Consider the following 17,224-nt stretch of genomic DNA (forward strand, 5'->3'; position numbering starts at 1 on the left):
TTAAAATTTCCCCGCGGCTATAAATCGAGAACTGTGTGATGAAAATAACAAGCAAGACTATTTTTTTGGGAGTATTGATAACTATTAATGCTCATGCAAATGATTTGAATGTAGCTCAAGCAGAAATTAAGACACTGTTCGATAATATTTTATTAAAAGATAATATTTATAACGGCTCAATGGCTATTTTCTCGCCTTCAAAAAATATTGATTGGCGTTTTGTTGGAGGTCAATTTCGTACAAATGAAAAAGTTTTGCTTACCAATCCATTTCACACAGCAAGTATTGGAAAAACGTTCACCGCCACAGCTGTTTTAATGCTATACGAGCAAGGTTACTTAAAACTTAACGACAGAATTGCCAAGTACTTGCCCAAAGAGATTGTGAGTGGTTTACATCAATTTGAAGGTAAAAATTACGCTAATGCAATAACCATAAAGCAATTACTGCAACACACTTCAGGTCTGCCGAATTATTTTGAGGATGAAACGACCGACGGTTTTTTAAATGGAATGTCCCTATTGTTTAAGGAAACAGAAAGAGTCTGGTCACCAGAAGAATTAGTGAATATCTCAAAGATGAGTATGAAGCCACACTTTATACCTGGAACAAACTATCGATACAGTGATACTGGCTATATCCTGCTGGGGTTAATAGTGGAACACCTTAGCGGACAGCATTTACATGACTTTTTTGAACAACATATTTTTGCCCCACTGGATATGAAAAATACGCACATGCATTTGCGGGCTCGGCCTGATGTAGCTACTGGAAAAATGACTGAGCTTTACGCTGGTAGTATAGAAATCTCGACATTTAAGAGTTTAAGTTTAGATTGGGCCGGAGGGGGCATTGCCTCAACCGCGGATGATCTCAACAAATTTCAAATTGCACTTCACAGTCATCAACTTCTGTCACCTGAAACTTTAACAAAGATGCAACAGTGGGTGAGTGAGAGTAACGGGGTCTATTATGGACTTGGCTTAAGGAAAATAAGCATTGAAGAACGACTTTCTTCTATCAGCGACTTAAATCTTTTGGGTCATACAGGCAGTACATCTTCGTTTATGTTTTTTTGTCCTGAGTTGGATGTTTATTTATCAGGTTCATTCAACCAAATCGACCAGGTAGTTTTGTCTATTAAAGCCCCGGTAGATATTTTAGCTCACATACAAAGGCAGATGAAAAGTGAAGAATAAACTCATTATCTTTTTAATTTTGATTAGCAACGTCGCATTTGCACAAGAATCACGAACGCAGCAATGGCAATCAGATTTAACGCTTTATTATCAATCGTTAGAGAAAAATCACATTGATTTATTTCATCAGATTGACAGAACTAATTTCGAAAAAGAGCTCGATACCATCCGGAATTCTGTCGACCAATTATCTGATTGGGGAATTACTTTGGGGCTAATGCGCCTCACTCGAAAAATTGGCGATGGCCATACGGCAGTCTCTTTCGCGAATTGGGAGACAAATTCATATCCAATAACGGTTAAGAAAATAAGTAATGAGTGGCGAGTCATTAAAGTGGCGTCCGGCCACAGTGATATTTTGGGCGCCATGCTAGAAAGTATTGATGGGACAAAGATCGCTGACATTGAGAGAAAACTTGCTAAAGTAGTGCAATATGTTGAAAACCCTCATTCTGAAATTACTCGTATCGCAAACTACATGCCTATAGGGGAACTACTTTATGAGTTAAAAATTACCAAATCGCCTCGCAAAGCCGTATTTAGGCTTTTGACTGGTGAGGGGGAATTGACAGAGGTTCATTTAAATACTGTGCCCAATACTCAGTTGGCACAGCTCGAATATAAACAGTTGGATGTTTCAACTAGTGCGGTCGTTATGCCTAAAGATTTTGATTTTGAATACTTATGGTATACGACAGTAAGTAAAAAGAAAGCAACTTACATCCGGTTTGACAGCTACCCTAAATTTGAAGAAATGTTGCCCTTTGTTGAAAAATTACTTGTATTCATGGAGCAGAATCAGAGTCAACAAATCGTCATTGATTTGAGAAATAATGGAGGTGGAGACCTCTATGTGGGCCTAGTCTTAGCAAACGCGCTTAACCTTATTGATAACGTCGATTGGGCTAACGGAGTATACGTGCTAACTGGCGCGACAACATTCTCAGCTGCTACAAGCAACGCAGCATTATTTCGCCAGTTACTTAACGCAAAGATAATAGGTATGCCAACCGGTTCAAATCCAACTGGATATCAAGATATGGGCTATCTTATTTTGCCCAGCTCAAAGCTTCGTATTACCTATTCAAAACGAATGTTCCGTATGCAAGAAACAGCAACAGTTGGAGTCGTGCCGGATATACATATAGAACAAAATTGGGATGACTATTCAAAAGGGGTAGACAATGTGCTTGAGGATGTTGTCGACATGCTTTACTAGTTTGATTGTTAACAGTATTGATATAGAAAATGTAGATAAACTTTTGAGTTTATAATGAATGATTAAGGAGAAAGAAAATGTCGACAAATACGGGGAGTTGCCTGTGCGGCAAAGTAGAGTTTTGTGTCCATGGTGAGTTTTTATATGCAGGTTACTGCCATTGTAAGATGTGTAGAAAATCTTCAGGTGGCGCGGGCACAGTTGTTGGTGGCATCCAAAGCGAAAAAATGTCTATCTCCAAGGGAGACGAACACATAAAACGATTTCATCGTAGCAAAGGAACGACTTCTTGTTTTTGTAGCCACTGTGGCTCTATGCTTTATGGTGAGAAACCGTCCATGGGAATGGTGCACATTAGATTTGGTGCACTCAATAAAAGCCCTAAACAGATGCCGCAGGCACATATGCATGTATCTTCAAAACCGGATTGGTATGATATTCTGGATTCACTTCCTCAGTTTGCCGAGTTTCCGCCTCAAAAATAATAACAGGTATTGTTTGCTATCCTACCTACTTAACTTCGTATTGATCAAAGAATCGATGTGCAATTAGGATGTAGTAACGTTCAAGTGCAATAATAATGAAAACCTTACAGGAAGCTTGGTATGCCCAGACTAAATAATAAAGTAAGCCTTATAACCGGAGCGTCGCGTGGAATCGGCCTTGCAATCGCAAAGGCTTTTTTAAGAGAAGGTGCGATAGTAATCCTCTCAGATATAGATACCGATTTAGGCTTACTCGCAATCAAGGAACTGAGGGGCAAGTCTCAGTTTTGCCGACTAGATGTAAGGCAAGAAATTGATTGGGAAAAGGTTACGCAGGAGATAATTTCCCGATACGGAAAACTCGACATTTTAGTGAATAATGCTGGAATAACAGGATTCGAAAACGGTGTAGTAAATCACGATCCAGAAAACGTTAACTTGGAGGATTGGCGAGCCGTACATGCAACGAACCTAGAAGGAACATTACTTGGCTGTAAATATGCTATCCGCGCTATGAGAAAAAACAGGGAGGGCTCAATTATAAATATTTCCTCTCGATCTGGCCTCGTAGGTATTCCAAGAGCAGCGGCATACGCTTCATCAAAGGCGGCCATACGAAACCACACCAAAACGGTGGCTCTCTACTGTGCTGAAGAAGGTTTAAATATAAGATGTAATTCAATTCACCCTGCTGCAATCCTTACACCAATGTGGGAACCGATGTTAGGTGATGAACCAAAAGTACGTGAACAAAACATGCGAGAGTTCATAAAGGACTGTCCAATGCAGAGATTCGGCGAGCCGTCTGAAGTAGCGTCTTTGGCCGTTTTGCTAGCTAGCGATGAGGCTGCGTATATGAACGGAACAGAGTTAACTATTGATGGCGCTCTTTTGGCGGGTTCGGCAGTGTCTCCTGCATCTAGAACGTAGTTGCTCCATACTTGGGAAAGCGAAACCGATATTTAGTTTTCGCTTTGATCCCTTCAAGGCTGACAATTCCAATTATGGGCAATTGGCTTTCAAAAATATCGCTATCATAATATGTAAAAGTTGAAGGTCTGAAAAACGTATACAACTGCCGTTCAAGCTTCTTCGCTTAAAGCTAACCAGAAATTTAAGATAGACCGCTTCCTCTAACGACCGCTTTGGCGCTGGAGTTCGTATTAGGTAACTAATTATCGAACGTGTCTTCTATCCCTCAGATCGGCCATGCGATTTGCAAGAATAGATATGAACTGATATTTTGACTATGACAAAGTCGCTCGGTAATGATACCGACATAATCCCTTGGTAATCACACTAGTATATATAAAGCATCGCTGTCTTGTAAAAAAAGCCGCTCAACAATAAGAGCGGCTCTATGATACGATAATTTACTTATCTTGTTTTTCTGGTAGCTAATTAGTTAGCAGGCTTAACAAACTTAAGCGTCATGCGATCTGACTCACCGATTTCGCGGAACTGCTCGTCTTTTTCAGCAAGCGGTCTGCCTGCTTGCAGCGCCCATACACCTCTTTCCCAATCAGCAGTGTCTTTAGGGTTTGCGTTTATTTCGCTTGCCGCTTCAAGTTCAAAACCTGCTTTGGTGACCATGTCTACAATAAAGCTTTGCTTAACGTAACCACGCATAGTCGTTGTTGGGTCAGTATCAAAATCTTCGCGCTCGCGATGCTGGACAATGCCTAGCACGCCACCGGGTTTTAGTACGCTGAATGCTTCTGCAATGAGCTCATTAGCACCGCCGCGTGCGATACGGCCATGCATGCCGCGAAAAACAAGTACGGCATCTACGCTATTTGGCGCCGCAAAAGGAACGTCTTGGTCAAGAAAGCGAGCCGTGGCATTTGCGCCAAACATTCCACTTTCATGATCGATAAACGATTCACGCCATTGCATACCGCGCTCAAAGCGCTCGCCAGGAGCTGGATAGTTATTTAGCGCAATGTATTTACCGTTTTCGGCCAACAACGGCGCAAGAATACGAGTATACCAACCGCCACCAGGACCCACTTCTGCTACCGTCATATCTGGTTTGATACCAAAAAACGTTAGCGTTTCAGTGGGGTTACGATATTGGTCGCGTTCCATATCTAATTCAGACCTAATCTCGCTATTGTTTACGGCTTTCTCAATCGCTGCTTTTGCACCACCATGATTGTGTGCATTTGTTGCCGCAGCGCTCAACAATAGTAGTGCGCTCGCTGCAGTTATTATTAGGGGTTTGATCATATCGGCTTATTTCCTTAACAAGGGCAGATTAGGTATTTAATCTACCTAAAAAATTGAATTAACGTTTTATATACATCTTTTTCTAGGTTTTGGATGTGGAATTCAACGCCGAGCAATCAAGGCTTGCTTTTTATTTTGACGATTCGAAGTTGTATGAGGCTAAATGCTCGAAAAATCCTACGCGGCGCGTCTGCGTTCAAAAACCTTTAGATAAGTACCGATGCTAATTTGTGCACATCACACGCAAATAAAAGCACAAGCAAGCCATGCAAACGAATGGGTATTAACTTTGTGTTTTATACAGTATCGTTGTGTTTAATATACTTTCATGCAGGCACGCTTGTGACAAATAACGCACAACATTCATCTTCGGTCGGTCATATTTTTATGATTGGAGTCGCTACGTTTTGTGTGTGGTTTTTTGCATCTTTAAGCGTGATATTGCAAACGCCAAGTATCATTTCACCGTTCTCTGTGCCGGTGGTGCTACCCACATTATTAGTCAGTATGCTAGGTTGGCCTCATTGGTTAACCGCCATACTAGGTGGGCTACCAATAGCATCTGTCTTTATTGTGCTGACAATAAGAGGAAGTCACCGGACGAGGTTGCAAGAACGCGTATCTATTTCTAACGCTTCGATTATCTTCATCACGCTCGTTGCACTGGTCAGTGTTTTAATGCACGCCGTGTTATTTCAAAATGGTTTACAGGTGCAAGGTCTATTTCATATTTTCACGATTTATGTATTTAACATTCTGTGTATCACGACAATTCCCGTGCTGTATTGGCGGCATTTTAAATGCCCTAACCTTAAAAACTATTTACTTTTTCACACCTTCTTTTTTAGCTGGCTGGGATTTAGCGCTTTCCCATGGTTAGGTGAGCTACTTTAAATCATGCGACGCGATGTGTGGCTGCAATAATGATTTAACGCATAAAAATCATTTGAACTTCGATGGACTGTTCTTGGACTAAACAAGCATCAGTGTTTGATTTTCTAGTAGAGTTTAGACAGGTGTTTAGGGGGTGCATCACAAGACACTTCCTACAATATAACTACAATCGCATAGTCCTGTGTTTTCGAAGATGATAAACTTACACCGCGAGTGACACGGTGTAAGTTATCAATGTTTAAAACGACACGTCCTTGTGTGTTGTCTGCATCCGTTGCAGTAAGTTAATCATAGAATACCTTCACAGCTGACATAACTGTTCAAAGTGACGGTTTTATAATTAGGAGCCATTTTATTTTTCTAGGAACCGTTAAATACCTTTGTTTGTTAACATGTGTCATGTTTATGCACATGTCGATGGCACAAACAAATATCACCATTAACGGTATCGACGACAGTGCGCTGGAAAATAACATTCGCTTATTGTTGGCTGAAGTAGAACCTCCTGTAGGCAAAATTAACCAAGAAAAATACATTCAATCATTAACCAAAGAAGCACAAAAGGCGGTTCAGGGATTTGGTTATTATGATGCTAATATTGCCATCTCTGAACTAACTTTCGCGCCGAATTCGGCACAACCAAGCGGTAGGTCACCAAACATCTCGTATCAAATTACCTTCGATCTTGGCAGCCAAGCAAAAATTAATCGCGTTGTTTTAGTGAACGATCTGCAACAAATTAATCAACAAGCCATTCCTAAGTCTATCCACGAACTTATCGCGCAAGTGCGTCAACTAGAGGGGCAAAGGATTGATCATGGACGTTATGAGTCATTAAAAAATAGGCTTAAAACCCTAAGTTTAATTCATGGCTACTTTGATTTTAATTTTGTATTACATAAGTTAATTGTGCAGCCAAACAGTAAGAATGACCTAAGCGATGCAACACCAACGAGCACGGCTACGGTTCATTGGATTTTCTATTTAGGTAGTCGCTATAAGTTTGGTGACCTTACATATTTACGTGAGACGCGCGGTCAGGAAATTGCGCGTAATGTGATGCCGTTTAAAAAGGGAGAATATTTCGACCAGAGTAAGGTGGGTGATTTTTCAATTGATATGCAAGCTACCGGTTATTTTAGTAGTGCGATCGCCAGAGCCAATGCCCAGGAGGCCGTTAACTATGAAGTGCCTATTGAGGTTATATTAGATCCTAAACCAAAAGATACATTTGAATATGGTGTTGGCGTCTCTACCGATACAGGCCCTCGATTCACCGTGGACTGGTCACGGCCATGGGTTAACTTAGACGGTCATTCATTGGGTGCCCGTTTGTACTTATCAAATCCGAGAAAGTCGTTGCAGTTAAATTATCGAGTACCGAAAGCCAATCCTTTGAACGATTTTATGAGTTACCAAATTGGTTTTCGCCAAACCGATGAAAACCAAACCGTCAGTGACACATTTTCTCTAGCGGCTCAGCGCCAATGGGGGGCCACAGACGAAGAAGACTGGACTCGTATAGGTTTTATAAAGTACGAACAAGAATCTTTTACGCAAGGCTCTGCTGAGCCTGAAACTACACGATTATTGTTACCAGGATTTACATATACGCGCACCCGAAAGCAGGGAGACATTTTTGTCAGTTGGGGGGATTTACAGCAGGTAACCGTCGAGGGGGGAAACCGCTCATTGATGTCAGACATCGATTTTTTTAAAGTCACCGCGAGAACAAAATGGATACGTGAACTAGGTAAGCATCGCTTTATCCTAAGGGCAGATGCCGGTGCCATTGCAACCAATGATTTTTCTCAAGTGCCCTCTACGCAACGTTTCTTTGCGGGAGGAGATCAAAGTATCAGAGGGTTTGGTCTTAACGAGATATCTGACTTTGAGACGACACAGGTAGATGATGAAGTAGAAACTGAGCTATTGGGAGGTAAATATTTAGCCGTTGCGAGCGTTGAATATGCTTACCCAGTGGCCGAGGATTGGCGAATGGCAGCCTTTCTAGATGTTGGAAACGCCAGTGACAAGCCCTTTGAAAACCCAGCATTTGGATATGGTTTAGGGGTTCACTGGCTATCGCCTATTGGTACAGTGAGAGTATATTTAGCGCGTGGAGAGAGTGAGCAAGAGGAAAAGCCCAAGTATCGGATTCACCTAGTGATTGGTCCGGGGTTATAGCGATGCAGATTAAACGAATTGGCTATTACATTGCTTGGGCATTTTTGGCGCTTTGTATATTAGTCATCTCCATTGTGGTCTTTGCAGGAACTAACTGGGGCTTGAGATTAGCGGTGCACGCTGTCAATCAATCTGACGTGATTGAAATCACAGATGTCTCAGGTAGTTTATTCAGTGAGGTAGGCTTTGGGCATGTTCACGTTGCAAGCCCCGATGCCTTAACTGCAGATATTGATACGTTTAGACTCAACATCAGTTTAAGATGCTTGCTCGATGCAAAAATATGCGTTGATAAAATTGCGGCTCGGGACATTAAATTAACGCTCCCGCCATCCCAACAAAGCACGCCGAGCACCGACGCGCCAAGCATCGTTACCATGCCATTTGAGCTTGTCATTACTTCGGCACAATTTCAAAGCTTAGAAGTTGAGCAGTCATCTGTGCACGATACTCAACTTCATAAGGCACCGTTAGTCAGTGCACAAAACCTTAATATGCGTGACTTTTCTGCCTATCAAAGCTTTAAGATTGCGTCACTAGGTGTAGAGCAAGTGTTACTGTTTGCTCCGCCAACAGAGGATGGTGTGAGTGCTTCAAGCTCTGCTCAAGGCGCTGGGCAAAATCAATCGTTAGGCTTACCTGCCAATACGCCATTCTCATTGGATTTGATAAGCTCTGCGCTTGCTACGCCACCTAAGATTATCCTTCCCGATATTTTCATTCCTGTGAATGCACAACTAGCGAAAGCAAAAATAGACACCTTATGTTGGCACGTTCCAGTGACGCGCGCTTTGCAAAACTGCGTAGGCGATATTGATAGCTCAGTAACCTTAGCATCCCAGAAGGTTTCTATTGAAGTTGTAGCCAAGGTTTCTGAGATACTGACATCATATGGCATGGATGCTGAAACGCTCGCTGCTGATGTAGACGTAGACTTTGCAAATGAGTGGCAGTATCAACTTGAAGCCTCAATCGAGCAGGCACCGTTATCAGAAAAAACCTTTCGCGCACTGTCTTTAATAGGCAAGGGCGATATCCATCAGTCAGACATACAAGTCTCAGCAAAAACCGAAAATGAAAGCAAAGGGCTTATACAAACAGCGTTTGTAAGTGATTTACAAGCCAGCAATCTACCCCTAACACTGCAAATAGAAGTCGATGAACTGTCGCCGCTCAATGATTTTCTATTGGTTCCATTGAATGTACAGGTTTCACAAGGGCTACTTGATATTGAGGGTGATTGGCAGCAGTACACTATCAACGCAAGTGGTGCGCTATACAAAGACTTAGAACAGTTTAGCGGCATGTCCAATGTTTCACTCATCGCAAGTGCCTCTGCACAAGATGTTCGATTGAATATCAATGAGTTACGTACCGATGGGGCGTTAGGGCAAGCCCTTGTTTCAGGTGAAGTATTGCTTGACTCACAACTAGCAGAGCTGACTTTGCAAACGAACTTAAATGTATCACTAGGCAAATTTGATATTGGCGTGTTTTCTCACGATGTAAAAAGTGATTTAAATGGTCAAGTCACACTTGAACATCAGTACACCGATTCATGGATGCGCGGACAAATGCTCTGTGAAGATGTGAAAGGCACAGTGCAAGGCTATGAATTAAGCGTAAACTGCGATGTTGATATCTCCAAAGCAGGCAAAGTGAGTATCCGTGAGATGGATATTCGCCAAGGAAACAATATTGTGACCGCTGATGGAGTCTTGCAGCTTGCAGATACCCGCTATGCACAAATGACTGCCAAGCAGTGGCTTGGCAGCGAGGCGCAATTGAACCTTCAAGTTGATTTGGATAATGTAAATGCATTACTCGAAACTATTAGGGGCCAAGTAAATGGCCAAGGGACGTTATCAGGTACCCTCCTGCGTCCGCAATTAGACCTTGAGGCAAGCCTTGTTGATTTTGAGTTTAATGATATAGGTTTAGAGCAGGCAAACGTGTCTATGACCGTTGACGCAGGTGATGATTATCGCACCGAGTTGAATCTTGAAATGGCCGAATTAGCGATTGGTCAGACCGTGGTGAATGAGCTTATGTTAACCGCAACGGGCGATCAAACGCTGCATACACTCAATCTGTCGGTGTTAAACGAAAACGTACGTACTGCACATGAATTTGAGGGAACGCTTACTTTAACCGACACCCAACAAAAGTGGTTAGGAAATTGGCGTAATGCTCATGTCACATTGCCTTTTTCGAGACTACAGTTAGCACAGCAAGTGCCAATTGAGGCGGATTTAATACAGATGCTTGTGCTGATTGATGAACACTGCTGGGAATCAGATACAGGGGCGCAAAACATCTGTTTTAATGGCCTTGAGTATCGTGAAGGTATTGCCAGTGGGCAAGCCGATATAGCATATGACATAGCAACGGTGCTTCGCCATTATGCGCCCGACATGATCCTCGCAGAATCTACCTTGCCATTTGCAAGCAATGTTGAGTTTACTTACTCACAGGAAAAAGGGCTCAATGCGAGCGCATATAACCGGGTGATCGGCGGTTTAATTGAAACCGAGAGTCACTCTTTGGCATTAACCGCCTTGGTTGCAAATATGGATGTTGAAGAGAATGAATTATACGCAGCAGTATTTGCAGGGTCAGAAGCGACCGGCACAATCGGTATTCAATCGCAGCTAAATCTGCGCCCAGATGCTCGCGAGCACAATGGAAAAGTGCGTATAACTGGGTTGGACTTAAGCGTGCTTGAACGTTTCATACCTAGTACCTATAGTATTTTGGGCATGGTTAATGCTGATATCGATTTTGCGGGTGCGTTATTTGAGCCCCAGCTTGATGGTTACATGAATATTAATAATGGCGAACTCATTCTTGATGCTTATACCTATCCGCTAACTAATTTCAATCAAAGTATTCAATTTAAAGGGCAACAGGCAAGTGTTAATGGAGACTTTAAGCTAGGTAAAGGAACCGGGCAATACACGGCTGACTTAGGTTTGTATCCAGAATTTAAAGTACGCGGTGAGATTATTGGAACTGATATGCAATTTTCAGTGCGAGACTCTGTAGCACAAATCTCCCCAGACGTGCGTTTTACGGCTGATGCTAACACACTAACGCTATCGGGAAACATCGCTATTCCAAGTGCTGAAATAAAGATTGAAGAGCTGCCTGAAAATGCAAAAACGCCGAGTACCGATACCATCATAATTGGTCAGGAGCCTGAGCCGCCGATTATCCCAATGGCGCTTGATATCGATTTGAATATTCTAATCGATGAACCTAAAAACGCATTTGTAGCCATAAATGCGCTGGATTTAGAAGCGAAGTTATCAGGGGACTTAAACCTCAAAGTAAAGCAAGAACGTCGTCTTAGTGACAACACTTTACGGCCGATGACCACAAGTTTGAATGGCGAGGTCAATATTCTTGAAGGTAGCTATGAAGCCTATGGTCAGATGTTACTTGTGCGATCTGGGAAGATATTTTTTAGTGGCGAGCCGAGCCTGCCGCAGTTTGATATAAGAGCCATTAGGAACCCGTTAAACACTAACGGTGATGTGATCGCAGGTGTGCAAATTTCAGGTAATCCGGTGATGCCGCGTGTAGAGTTGTTCTCCGAACCACCTATGATACAGGCAAAGCAATTGTCTTATTTACTGCAAGGGCAAGATCTTACTAGTGGTGCACAGGGCGATTCGGTAGGTACCGACACAACGCTTATCAATATGCTCGTGAACTTCGGCGTAGGGCGCAGTGAAAATGGTATTGGTAGGTTTGGTCGAGCAATTGGCTTTGACGCACTCAATGTAGGTACCGCTGGTGCTGGCGATAGTACCCAGGTGCAAATATCGGGAAGGCTTTCTGAGAACATTCAAATTACCTATGGTATTGGCGTGTTTGATTCTCAAAGCGTTGTCGCGCTGAAATATCAAATACTGCCCAAGTTATTTATTGAAGCAAAAAGTGGTATTAACAACTCTGTGGATTTGTTTTATCAGATGACGCGGGGTGAAAATGAGTAAGTTTTACTGCGTCTGCGTAGGTGTGTAAATATGCATTTGCCCCAGCGCTAAGCTAATGGGCAAATGCCAAAGACGGAAGGTTCATTAAGACTGCAAACTCGCCATTTGTTGGTAATAACCTGCCACTAGCGCATGGCGACTGCGAATATTTAATTTTTTATAAATATTATGGCAGTGAAATTTCACCGTGCGCTCGGAGATAAACAGCTGCGAGGCAATTCGTTTGTTAGGTAAGCCTTCTAAAATCTTTTCGGCTATTTGTTGTTCACGGTTCGAGAGTACTTCATTGTAGTTTTCAAATGACATTTTATATTCCTTTTTGGTCATTGTTTAGGGTGGGTCGACTGTCCTTAAACTGAGCGGTAACATCGGTTACGCCGTGTTTTGATAGTCGAAGTATATGTTGCGCACTGGCAATGGTTTCAGGCCGGTGTGCAATCATAATTTTGGTGATTTTAAGATTTTGTAAATGCGCATTGAGTCGCTTTTCGGTAGCGATATCAAGGTGGCTGCTCGCCTCATCTAAGAGCAACACTTTCGGCATCCGATAAAGCGCCCTTGCAATTAATACACGCTGCTTTTGACCACCGCTAAGGGCATCGCCCATATCGCCTACGGTGGTCTGATATTGCATGGTCATAGCCATGATATCCTCATGAATGCATGCAATCTGGGCGCATTTTATGGCGCGTTCTAGGTGAATTTTTTCATCAAATTGTGTGATGTTCTCTAATATACTGCCCGATAAGAGTTGATCATCTTGCAATACAGCCGCCAAACCATGTGAATCTCTATTGTTTGTCGTTAAGGGATGGCCATTAATGCTAATTTGGCCCGTTTCGCAAGTGAGTAGACCGAGCAAACAGTTGAGCAAGGTGGACTTTCCACAGCCGCTTTGTCCAATAATGGCTAGGCTGTGCCCTGAGGGAACCTCAAACGACACGTTCTCAAAAATGGGTGCTTTGCTTTGTGAATACCTAAAGGAGATGTTGTTGACACTTATCAAGCCTCTGTTCACATCGGGGCTGAAGCTCTTTTCGCAAGCTTGTGCGATGCGAAGGCTTTGCTTTGCTTGGAATACATCGTTTGCTTCAGGAGAGGTTAATACGATGTCGGCAACACGCTCTAAGTGTACGCTGAGCATTTTAAACTCAATCCACTTTTCAATTAACGCGCTCATCGAGCCTATAAAGCGGCCTTTGTAACTGACAAACGCAAACAACATCCCCACTGTAAAGTTTTGCGCCATTACTAGCTGCGCTGCTAAGTAAATCACCAATAGATTTTCAAAACCAAACAACACCTTATTGATAATAGAAAAGCGGATTTTCCAGCTCTCTAGACTGATGCGTTTATTTAGGGCAGTTATTAGCTTATTAGACCATTTAGCGTGAGATGAGCTAAGGCTGTCATTGAGTTTGAGCGTGCGTATTGCTCGGATAGATTGCATGAAATAGCTTTGCTCGTGCGCATCGGCATGCAGTACTTCTTTGTTTATTCGGCGCACCGGGTAGAAAAACGCCCAACGCAGCAAGCTATACACAAGCACAATCGTCAGTACGACAATTGTCAATTGCCATGAGTAGACCAGCATTACAAGCAGGGTGATAAGCACCATAATGCCGTCGATAAGCGCTGCAATAATGCCTGATGTAATAAGCTCTCTAATGTGCTGTACAGACGCAAACCGACTAACAATGTCACCCATATGCCTACGCATGAAATAATCTGTTGGCAACGAAAGTAAGTGCGAGAATACGCTGGACGATAAGAACGCGCTAAAGCGCATAGAGAATTCCAGCATCACACGCTGGCGGATGAAGTCGGTTAAGGTGTCTACCAGCAGTAATAAGCCGAAACCAACGGCGAGGGTAAATAAAAGGCTTTCATCAGCTTTTACCAGGACCTCATCGATTACGGTTTGCATATAAAATGGTGCGACGACCGCAAATAGTTGTAGCATCAGTGATAAGCCGATTAACAAAAATAGCTGGCGTTTAAGCCCCGTAGCGCCTCTTGCGAAGTCTCTGAGTCGCAGGCCGACCTGCGCTTTCACCTTGGTAAAGTCTTGATTGGGGGTTAGTTCAAGCGCGACGCCAGTAAAGCTTTCGTTAACTTCATGCGTAGCGACAAAGCGCTTTCCAATGGCTGGATCGGCGATGTAGATCCCGCCTTTGCTTACTTTTATTAGCACCACAAAATGTGAAAAATTCCAATGCAAGATAGCCGGCTGGCGAAGTTGATTCAGGTCATCTAGAGGCACTTTTAGCGCTCTGGAAGATAGGCCAAGCAAAGCGGCTTGTTCAATGATATTTTTTAAGCTTACGCCTTGACCGTCATCACTCGCACAAAGGCGCAATGATGCTAAGTTGACGCCGTTTCCATGATAGTTTGCAATCATGCAAAGACAGGCCATGCCGCATTCATTTGCCTCGTCTTGCATCACTAAACGCACCTTGCGCGATGATGTAAATTGCAGTGACGAAGAAAGTAGGCCGGATGTAATGCTTTTTGTGACCATCATATGCTCCCTCTAATGTTATAAAGCGGTGCAAGTAACCATTCCATCAAGCTCCTTTCAGAGAGCGTGACATCTGCTTGCAGTGTCATCCCTTCTTTAAGAGGCACGCGCTCTCCTTTTGCCGTAATAAAGGTCTTTTCTAAAGAGGCTTGTGTGACGAAGGCCGCTTGCTGAAGTGCAATAGGGTGTGTTTGATTTTCACCGGGTAAGCTCACTGTGTTGGCGATGCGAGTGACCGATGCTGCAATGCTGCCATATTTTTGATATGCGAATGCGTCTAGGCGCATTTGTATTGCTTGTTCAGATTCTATAAAGCCGACTGAACTGGTAGGCACAAACAAAACCGCGCTAAAAGAAGGCTTGGAAGGCGAAATTTTCATTAACACCAAATAGCGTGATACGTCCTCTCCCACTTGGATATTGATATTACTAACAACGCCATCGCGCGGCGCGTAAAGCGTATATTCAGCTTGTGCCTGACGTTGATTAATCTGTTGCGATAGAGGTAATTGATTAAGCTGAGTTTGAGTAGTTTGCTGTTTAATTTGCTGGCCCAATGATATCGCTTGGGCTCGATATTCCAGCAGTGTTGTTAGCGTATCGGACAGTTGCAATTCAACTTGTGTTTGTTGTTGCTTAATTATGAGGTTCGATTGTTTGGCGTTAGTGAGTGCTTCGTTACTAATGAGCTGGCGAGCATGTAAACTTTCTAATTTACGCACTTGAGCAAGGCTTAGAGAAATGCGCTCGTCTATCACCTTAGCTTGATTTTGTAAGGCTTTGCGTTTTTCCTTCATGGCATTTATCTGTAAGTTTACATGGTGTTGTTGCTGCTCAAGTTGTGCCTTGCGCTGCTCGCTGGTCAATGACAGTAGTTTTATTTGTTGGTTAAGGTTATTTAGGGAGTTTTCATTCGCAGTGATGCCCATGAGCGAGTGCACAGGGCGCACAATAGTCACTAATGCTTGACCCTGTTGTACACTGTCGCCATTTTTAACGTAAATCGTTTTAGCAAGGCCTGCGGGCTCCTTTGGTGAAATGGCAATACTAGGCTGGTCCGCGGTAATGTAGCCTCTTACACTGACCGTTTCTGTAAACGTGTAATGCGTAAGAAACAATAATGCGGCAATTAACCATGCAAATAAGGCGGTACAGACTACCCAAACGCGACGTTTGGGTAACAACAAAGCGCTACCTAACTTTTGGTTGCTGTGCGCTTGTATTGCTGTTTGGCGATATAGAGTAGAGCCCTGCATCTAGTTTGTCCCTCACTACGAAAATGTGATACCAGATTAAAAGACGGGCTAAATCTGTTCAGTCAATTTGGGGACAAGTGAGATTAATTTGGAGACAAGGGTGTTGATTTAAACGTGTTCTTAGTGCTTGTAGTGTATCGCTTTTGTTCTTAAGCCTCTGATTTAAAAAGTTTATTGTTATTTTTGCTTGGGCGGTGAGTAATACGTAGGCAGAGCATCGGTTGTCTCGTAATGACCTAAAATTGAGATGTTGGCATGAATGTTTAAATACTAAATATCCGCTAAAAATAAAGATATGTTGGATTTTTAGAGCGGTTTGCCAAACAGCGCTACCTTTAGCAGATTGGCAAGGAGACAAGCGTCATTATTGAAACTGATTAGTAACGGTAACTAAAACAGGGTGACCAAACCCTAGTTTTTATCTAAAATGATGCAAAAACCAGACGGAATTTGACATTGATAGCAGGTCATAAGTACTTATGGTTAGCGTTAGCTGGGCTATTGTTAGTTTCAGGCATAGCGACTGGCGCAAATTTACGGTCACAGATCACCACTGCAGAAGTAACAATCTATATAGACCACACCACATTGGTATCGATCTCTGCTGCGAAAGACCCAAACACTTCCTATTCGATGGAGAAGTTAAACGAGCTACTCGCGCTGAGTGGTTTGGAGTACCAAATCGAATATCTGCCTTGGACGAGAGCGTTAAGAGAGGTCGAAACAAATCCTCGAAGCTTTATATATCAAATCCTGAGAACGCCCGAGCGTGAAAATAATTACTACTGGCTAATGCCCGCTTCAGTAGCTGAACGCATCGCTTTATATAGTAGCAATGGGCTAGCTACTGATGATGTTATGCTTGATATTAAAGCAGGTGAATTCAGCGCAGCATGCTATCTAGAATCTGCACAATGCACTATGTTAGAGCAAATAGGCTTCCCTAAAGACAATATTGTGGTCATCCCGTCTCAATCCCTGACCGCCGAAGAAAAACTCCTGTTACAAGCCAGGGTTGATTTTATACTGGCATTCCCAAGTGTGATTCAACACAATTTGACAGTGTTAGGCGAGGATGCTTCGAAAGTCACAAAACATATCAGTTTTGATATGCCACCTGATTATTTAGCGGCCTCTAAGCAAGTTGACCCAAACTTGCTAGAGGCAATGCGTAATGCGGTTAAACGACTTGCAGAATCTGACCCCAACACGCCATAGTTTACTTTGATTTAT

12 protein-coding genes are annotated in these 17,224 nt (G+C 42.9%); 8 read left to right on the plus strand and 4 right to left on the minus strand.

The genetic code is table 11. From position 1 onward, the window contains the following. Nucleotides 1-38 precede the first annotated feature (38 nt). From KJ365_RS05270 to KJ365_RS05285, 4 genes are all read left to right on the plus strand, one after another. Nucleotides 39-1,199, plus strand: coding sequence for a serine hydrolase domain-containing protein (locus KJ365_RS05270; protein WP_214450588.1), 1,161 nt, complete (start codon nucleotides 39-41; stop codon nucleotides 1,197-1,199). Beyond that, nucleotides 1,189-2,418: a S41 family peptidase gene (locus KJ365_RS17010; protein ID WP_214450589.1), complete on the plus strand. Its 1,230-nt coding sequence runs from the start codon at nucleotides 1,189-1,191 to the stop codon at nucleotides 2,416-2,418. The genes KJ365_RS05270 and KJ365_RS17010 overlap by 11 nt, the downstream gene beginning before the upstream one ends. Nucleotides 2,419-2,495: 77 nt before the next feature. Then, complete coding sequence (locus KJ365_RS05280; RefSeq protein ID WP_214450590.1) at nucleotides 2,496-2,903, plus strand: GFA family protein; 408 nt, start codon at nucleotides 2,496-2,498, stop codon at nucleotides 2,901-2,903. A 120-nt stretch (nucleotides 2,904-3,023) separates the two neighbouring features. Continuing rightward, nucleotides 3,024-3,833 carry an SDR family oxidoreductase gene (locus tag KJ365_RS05285; RefSeq protein WP_214450591.1) on the plus strand — a complete coding sequence of 270 codons (810 nt, stop codon included), beginning with the start codon at nucleotides 3,024-3,026 and terminating at the stop codon, nucleotides 3,831-3,833. A gap of 471 nt (nucleotides 3,834-4,304) precedes the next feature. Here KJ365_RS05285 and KJ365_RS05290 read toward each other — a convergent pair whose 3' ends face one another. Next, complete coding sequence (locus tag KJ365_RS05290; RefSeq protein ID WP_214450592.1) at nucleotides 4,305-5,132, minus strand: class I SAM-dependent methyltransferase; 828 nt, start codon at nucleotides 5,130-5,132, stop codon at nucleotides 4,305-4,307. Nucleotides 5,133-5,474: 342 nt separating this feature from the next. Here KJ365_RS05290 and KJ365_RS05295 point away from each other — a divergent pair, with 342 nt between their 5' ends. The 3 genes from KJ365_RS05295 to KJ365_RS05305 all read left to right on the plus strand — a co-directional run bounded on the left by KJ365_RS05295 (nucleotide 5,475) and on the right by KJ365_RS05305 (nucleotide 12,214). Continuing rightward, entirely contained in the window at nucleotides 5,475-6,026 is a 552-nt protein-coding gene (locus KJ365_RS05295; protein WP_214450593.1) for a hypothetical protein, read from the plus strand. A gap of 417 nt (nucleotides 6,027-6,443) precedes the next feature. Beyond that, nucleotides 6,444-8,213 carry an autotransporter assembly complex protein TamA gene (locus tag KJ365_RS05300; RefSeq protein ID WP_214450594.1) on the plus strand — a complete coding sequence of 590 codons (1,770 nt, stop codon included), beginning with the start codon at nucleotides 6,444-6,446 and terminating at the stop codon, nucleotides 8,211-8,213. Between the two features lie 2 nt (nucleotides 8,214-8,215). Beyond that, nucleotides 8,216-12,214 (plus strand): translocation/assembly module TamB domain-containing protein, encoded by a 3,999-nt coding sequence (locus tag KJ365_RS05305; RefSeq protein WP_214450595.1) that lies wholly within the window; start codon nucleotides 8,216-8,218, stop codon nucleotides 12,212-12,214. An 84-nt stretch (nucleotides 12,215-12,298) separates the two neighbouring features. Here KJ365_RS05305 and KJ365_RS05310 read toward each other — a convergent pair whose 3' ends face one another. The 3 genes from KJ365_RS05310 to KJ365_RS05320 are packed head-to-tail and all read right to left on the minus strand — an operon-like array spanning nucleotide 12,299 to nucleotide 15,991. Beyond that, nucleotides 12,299-12,520 carry a response regulator transcription factor gene (locus KJ365_RS05310; protein WP_250884042.1) on the minus strand — a complete coding sequence of 74 codons (222 nt, stop codon included), beginning with the start codon at nucleotides 12,518-12,520 and terminating at the stop codon, nucleotides 12,299-12,301. Between the two features lies 1 nt (nucleotide 12,521). After that, nucleotides 12,522-14,738, minus strand: a complete 2,217-nt coding sequence (locus KJ365_RS05315) for a peptidase domain-containing ABC transporter (protein ID WP_214450597.1) — start codon at nucleotides 14,736-14,738, stop codon at nucleotides 12,522-12,524. Further along, nucleotides 14,735-15,991: an HlyD family secretion protein gene (locus KJ365_RS05320; protein WP_214450598.1), complete on the minus strand. Its 1,257-nt coding sequence runs from the start codon at nucleotides 15,989-15,991 to the stop codon at nucleotides 14,735-14,737. The genes KJ365_RS05315 and KJ365_RS05320 overlap by 4 nt, the downstream gene beginning before the upstream one ends. 456 nt (nucleotides 15,992-16,447) lie before the next feature. On the opposite strand from KJ365_RS05320, the gene KJ365_RS05325 reads away from it, so the two are divergent. Further along, complete coding sequence (locus tag KJ365_RS05325; RefSeq protein ID WP_214450599.1) at nucleotides 16,448-17,209, plus strand: transporter substrate-binding domain-containing protein; 762 nt, start codon at nucleotides 16,448-16,450, stop codon at nucleotides 17,207-17,209. The last annotated feature ends 15 nt before the right edge of the window (nucleotides 17,210-17,224 follow it).

The organism is Glaciecola sp. XM2 (genome assembly GCF_018595715.1).
Lineage (GTDB): Bacteria > Pseudomonadota > Gammaproteobacteria > Enterobacterales > Alteromonadaceae > Glaciecola.